4 protein-coding genes are annotated in these 6,048 nt (G+C 70.4%); 1 reads left to right on the forward strand and 3 read right to left on the reverse strand.

Annotated features, from left to right (window positions below):
* Positions 1-37: 37 nt before the first annotated feature.
* Together secA2 and ACY48E_RS06125 are read right to left on the reverse strand one after the other, a co-directional pair.
* The gene (gene secA2, locus ACY48E_RS06120) at positions 38-2,293 is read right to left on the reverse strand and encodes an accessory Sec system translocase SecA2 (RefSeq protein ID WP_462871214.1); all 2,256 of its coding nucleotides are present in this window, start codon (positions 2,291-2,293) and stop codon (positions 38-40) included.
* A 174-nt stretch (positions 2,294-2,467) separates the two neighbouring features.
* The gene (locus ACY48E_RS06125; protein WP_462871215.1) at positions 2,468-3,166 is read right to left on the reverse strand and encodes a hypothetical protein; all 699 of its coding nucleotides are present in this window, start codon (positions 3,164-3,166) and stop codon (positions 2,468-2,470) included.
* 158 nt (positions 3,167-3,324) lie between these two features.
* On the opposite strand from ACY48E_RS06125, the gene ACY48E_RS06130 reads away from it, so the two are divergent.
* Entirely contained in the window at positions 3,325-5,127 is a 1,803-nt protein-coding gene (locus ACY48E_RS06130) for a penicillin-binding transpeptidase domain-containing protein (RefSeq protein WP_462871216.1), read from the forward strand.
* A 28-nt stretch (positions 5,128-5,155) separates the two neighbouring features.
* Here the strand turns inward: ACY48E_RS06130 and ACY48E_RS06135 are convergent, their stop codons facing one another.
* A complete protein-coding gene (locus tag ACY48E_RS06135) occupies positions 5,156-5,740 on the reverse strand; it encodes a LysE family translocator (protein WP_462871217.1) in 585 nt (194 codons plus the stop codon).
* Positions 5,741-6,048 lie beyond the last annotated feature (308 nt).

Genomic DNA, 6,048 nt, shown 5'->3' on the forward strand with positions numbered 1-6,048 from the left:
GACTGCTCGCAATAGTGCCTCTCGCACCTCGGGATCGTCAGAAGCCGAAGATCGAGCCGCTGTTCTCGAACGGGTTGTCGTGGATCATGTACGTCCAGGTCGACGACGGGCGACGCACGGCGGAGTTGTCGAGGTCGATGCCCTTCTCGTCGATCTCCGCGGTCCGGAACAGATGATCGGACGCCTCGAGTGCCGTGGTCTCGAGATCGCGGAAGGCCTCGATCGCAATGCGGTGGTATTCGTCGAGCGGGTTCTCCCGGCCCAGCGCGCGCAGGTGGATCGACTCGCGCACATCGGCCAGGTGGGCCAGGTACTGCGACCAAGCCCGGTCCAGCGTCACCAGCACGATCTCGCGGGCGACGGTCTCGAGCACGTCCTCGTCGAGATCGAGTTCGGCCACCCGCTCGGGATTGCGCTCGGTGAGCAGCGTGCGCGCCTCGTCGGTGGTCAACAGCGTGGTGCGCCGCGCGTCGACGATTTCACGGTGCTGCGCGGTGAGCTGGTTGTAGCGCCAGGTCAGCGAATGCGCCGAGAGCATCTCGCCCTCGGCGACCCGCTGCGCGTGATCGATGCGCTTGGCCGCGGCCGGGGATGCGATGTAGCCGGTGTCGTCGGAGGTGCCGGGCCGATCGCTCGGCGCCAGGTACGCCGTCACCAGCGGGTCGTCCCAGCTGGCGAAGAACACCGAGCGGCCCGGATCGCCCTGACGCCCCGAGCGGCCGCGCAGCTGGTTGTCCAGGCGCTCGGTGGTGTAGCGGCCCGTACCGATCACCAGCAGACCACCGAGCTCGGCCACGCCGTCACCGAGGCGGATGTCGGTGCCGCGCCCGGCGATCTGCGTCGAGACCGTCACCGCACCCCGCTGACCGGCGCGGGCGATGATCTCGGCTTCCTCGGCGTCGTTCTTGGCGTTGAGCACCACGGCGTCGATACCGATGTCGGTGAGGCGCTCGGCCACGGCCTCGGACTCGGCGACGTCATGGGTACCGATCAGCACCGGCTGGCCGGTCTCGTGCGTGGTGCGCACCAACTCCACGATGGCCGCGATCTTCTCGATGGCCGTGGTGTACACCCGATCGACCTCGTCGACGCGAATGTTCGGCTCGTTGGGCTCGATCACCGACACACCCAGGTCGTAGAACTTGCGCAACTGCTCCCCCGCCGCGACGGCGGTACCGGTCATCCCGCACACCGTGCGGTAGCGCCCCACGAGGGCCTGCACGGTGATGGTGTCGAGAACCTCGCCGGTCTCGGTGCGGGCCAGACCCTCCTTGGCCTCCACCGCGGCCTGGAGCCCGTCGGGCCAGCGCTGCAGCTCGGCCACCCGGCCGCGCGAGGAGTTGATCAGCTGCACCTGCCCGTCGCGCACGATGTAGTCGACGTCGCGGGTGAGCAGCACCAACGCGTGCAACGCGACGTTGACCTGCACCAGGGTGGTGCCCACATGCTCCTCGGAGTACAGATCGACCCCGAGGGACTCCTCGAGAGCCTGCGCGCCGTCGTCGGTGAGGAAGACGTTTCGACCTTCCAGATCGGTGTCGTAGTGCACGCCCTTCTCGAAGTCGGCGATCGCGTCGAACACCTCGGCGGTGGGCACATCCGTCGACGACGACCCGGCCAGCACCAGCGGAACCAGCGCCTCGTCCACCAGCACGGAATCGGCCTCGTCGATGATCGCGACGTCGGGGGTGGGTGAGACGAGGGCGTCGACACTCGAGACGAGGTGATCGCGCAACACGTCGAACCCGATCTCGTTGACCGAGGCGTAGGTGACATCGCACGCGTACGCATCGCGGCGCTCCTGCGCGGTGGACGCGGCCGTGATCGAGCCGACGGTCAGCCCCAGCGCCCGGTAGAACGGGCCCATCCACTCCGCGTCGCGACGAGCGAGGAAGTCGTTGACCGAGATCACGTGCACGTCGCGCCCTCGCAGCACGAAGCCCGCGGCGGCGATCGCGCCGGAAAGGGTCTTGCCCTCACCGGTCGCCATCTCCACCACATCACCCTCGAGCAGCCGCACCGCGCCGACCAGCTGCGTGTCGAACGGCTCGAGGCCCACGGTGTTCGCGGCGGTGACGCGGGCGAGCGCGAGGAACCGCGGCAGATCATCGGCCTTGGCCGCGAGGGTCTCCGCCCACTTCTCGAGCATCTCGGTGGCGGCCTCGGCCGGATCGACCTCGGCGGCCCACTCCGCATGCTCCGCCGAACGGGCGACGGCATCACGGGTCTTGGCGTGTCCCTTGGACACCGACCGACCGAGCAGTTTCCAGAACCGATCCGACGCAGAAGCCATGGCCACGACCCTACTGGCCGCAGTGCACCGCGGTCCCTGGAGTGGGTGGTCGGCCGAAGAAGGAGCCCCGCCCGCGTACCCGCGCACCTCCCGTGTATCCGCGCATGTTGGAGCGTGCGCGAAGTGCTGAAGGGTGCGCGGGGAGGGGCGGCGGGTCGAGCCGGCCGCGTCGACTCAGATCTGCGGACCCTTGGCTCGCAGGTCGTCGACCGCCGTCATGGCCTCGCGCAGTTCCGCGAGCCAGGGCTCGATGTGATCGCCGGTCAGGCGAACGGCCCAGGCCAGGGCGTCGGCGCGGGACCGGGCGACCCCGGCGTCGACGAGGGTGTCGAGGACCTTGCGCTCGGGCTGGCGCAGCCGGGTCATCACCGGCACCGCGAGGCTGGTGAAGAGCGTGGTGCTCTCCCCGACGCGCACCGCCCAGGCCACCTTGCGGCCGTAGCGGGCCTCGGCCTCGGTGGCGATGCGGATGCGCTCGTCGCGGGTGCCCTCGCGGAACCGGGAGATCATCCCGTCCGCGGTGGCGGCGGAGGTGTTCTCCTCGGCGGGGAGGGTGCCGGTGACGATGATCTCCTCGCGATCGACCTCGACGGTGGCAGTGCCGTCGAACCAGTCCGCCGGAAGGCGCCCGGCGAACCACTCGGGAGCGTCGGCAGCGTCCGGGACGTCCTTCTGCTGCCAGCCCCCGGGGCGTCCGAATCCGCGGCCGCGGGTGCCGCGCTCGTGCGGACCGCCGTGGCCGTCGGGACCGCCGTGGCCCCGGCCGCCTCGGCCTCGGCCGCGGTCGTGTTCGCCCTCCCCGCGGCGCGGGCCGGACCCACGGCGGCGGAGATGTTCGGCGAAGTGTTCGTGCAGATCGTGATGGGGTTTCATGGGTGACTCCTCGAGTCGTCGGTCGCGTTCTGCTGTCAGCCCGCGACGGGTGATTACTTCATTACCGAAGTATTGCTTACATGATTACACCGTTGCGTGTCTGTTGGCAAGGGTGGTCGTGGGGCATAGTCGACGGGGTGCGGAAACGTCGTGTTCGCGTGCTGTCCCCCGTCGCCCTGCTGGTGTGCCTCGCGCTTGTCGCCACCGCGTGCGGATCGGACGAACCCTCCGCCTCCGAGGTCACCGCAACCGCCTTCGCCGCCGCGCTGAGCAGATCCGACGTCGCCGCCGCGGCTGCGCTGACCACCGATCCCGCCGCGGCGACCACAACGTTGACGCAGGTCTTCACCGGGCTGGCCGGTAACGGCACCACCACCGCCACACCGTCCGTCGCCGCCACCGTCGCCGGCCCCCCGGCAGGAGTGGAGGGCGCGGTGGGCGCCGCGACCCTGGCCGTGACCTGGAAGTTCGCACCCCCCGCCGGTGCGGCCACCCCCGGTCCGGATCGCCAGTGGCAGTACTCGACGACGGCGACGCTGGTGGACTCGGCCGGGGCCACGAAGGTGCGGTGGGACCCGGCCGCGATCGTTCCCGGCCTGACCGCACAGCAGACCGTTCGCTACACCCCGCTCGATCCCGAGCAGCCCGCCACGGTGATCGGCGGTGACGGCAACCCCCTGATGACCGAGCGCGTGGTCACCGTCGTCACGGTCGACGCCACGGCCGACGCTGCCGCCGTGGCCGCCCTCGTCGGTCCCAGCGCGCCGAGCGTGAGCGCCGACTCGATTCGCGCCGACCTCGCCGCAGCCGGTGGCAAGCCGGTCACCGTGGTGACCCTGCGCGATACCGACATTGCGCCCATCCGCGACCGGCTGTCCGCGCTGGCCGGGGTGAGCCTGGCCGATCAGCGTCGCCTGCTCACCGAGGACCGGGCACTGCGCTCACCGGTGCTCGCGGGCATCACCGACCTGTGGCAGAAGCAGCAGGTTCCGGGTTGGGCTGTGCAGGTGGTCGACGCCGACGGATCGGTGGCCCAGCAGGCTGCCGGCGCCCCCGGCACGGGCGGACCCGATATCGCGGTCACGCTCGATCCGGCGCTGCAGTTGCGTGCGGAGAACGCGCTGGGCGCGGTTGGATCGCCCGCAGCGATCGTCGCGTTGCGGCCGTCGACGGGTGCGGTGCTGGCGGTGGCGCAGAACGACGCCGCCGACGCGCAGGGCCCGATCGCCCTCACCGGCCTCTACCCTCCCGGTTCGACGTTCAAGACCGTCACCACCTCGGCGGCGCTGCAGGCCGGCACCGTCACGGCCGACACCGTGCTCGGATGCCCCGGAACCGAGAACATCGAGGGACGTCAGATCCCCAACGACGACAACTTCGACCTCGGCCAGGTGCCGCTGCACACCGCGTTCGCCCGCTCGTGCAACACCACCATGGGTCGGCTGGCCGTCGACCTGCCCGACGACGCCCTGCGCAACGCTGCCCTGCAATTCGGGCTCGGCGTGGACTACGTGACGCCCGGCCTGACCACGGTGACCGGGCAGGTGCCGGCGGCCACCACCGCGGCCGAGCGGGTGGAATCGGCCATCGGTCAGGGCGCGGTGACGGCGTCACCGTTCGGGATGGCGCTGGTGGCGGCGTCGATCGCACGGGGCAGTACCCCGCTGCCGACGATGGTTGCCGGGCAGCCCGCCACCGCCGATCAGAACCCGCCCCCGCCCGCACCGGCCGTCACCGACGCGCTGAAGAAGATGATGGCCGAGGTGGTCTCCGCGGGCACGGCCACCTCGCTGCGCGATGTCCCCGACCTGATCGGCAAGACCGGAACCGCCGAGGTGCAGGGCGGACCGGCGCACGGGTGGTTCATCGGCATCCGCGGCGACCTGGCCTTCGCGGTGTTCGTCGCCGGGGCCGGATCGTCTGCCCCCGCTCTCGCGGCGGCGGGGGCGTTGGTGCGGTAGGTAGTTGGTGCGGTAGGGCGGGCGATCATCAGCGCGTGGACCACAGCACCCACACAGCGATGAGACCGAGTGCGACGGCGGAGATCTTGCGCACGATCGTCACGCGGCTGCTCTCGCCGAGGGTGGACTGCGCCCTGGCTCCGAACGTGACGATGAGTAGGTGGACGGTGGTGGCCACGGCCACGTAGATCAGGACCAGAACGGGGAACTGCCACCGCGCCGATTCCGGGTCGACGATGAATTGCGGCAGCACCGTGACGTAGAACAGCGCTGCCTTCGGGTTCAGGAGGTTGGTGATCAACCCGTCGCGAAAGTAGCGCGTGTTGTTCTGTTTCGGCTGCCTATCCTGCGCGCCGCGCCATGACTGGTAGGCGAGCCAGAACAGATAGAGAGCGCCGCCGAAGCGCAGGGTCTGATACGCCCAGGGCACCTGCGTGATCAGTGTCGCCGCTCCCAGCCCGGCAACCAGACCGATCAGCAGCAGCCCCAGTGCAACCCCGGCCACCGCGCTCAGGCCCGCGGATCGCCCGCGGGTCATCGAGACCACGGCCAGGTAGGTCATGTTGGGGCCCGGTGTGGCCTCGATGACAGCGGCAGCCAGAACGAAGGCCACGAGTGGGGTTTGCGTGTCCAGCGGGAGTCCTCGGAGGTGGGGGGCAGCGTTGGTGCCCATCATGTCCGATGGTCCAACTTCGCCAGCGGAGGCACGTGGGCTCATCCCCGCGTTCGCGGGGAGGACAGCTGCGGCACTGTGCGACGGCTGCCCGTTCTGGGCTCATCCCCGCGTTCACGGGGAGGACTGACACAACGGCCCTGACTGGCAGGTTCCCGGGGGCTCATCCCCGCATTCGCGGGGAGGACAAACGCCAGCGCAAGGGCGCCGGCGGCTACCAGGGCTCATCCCCGCGTTCGCGGGGAGGA

The organism is Rhodococcus sp. AZ1 (genome assembly GCF_054979605.1).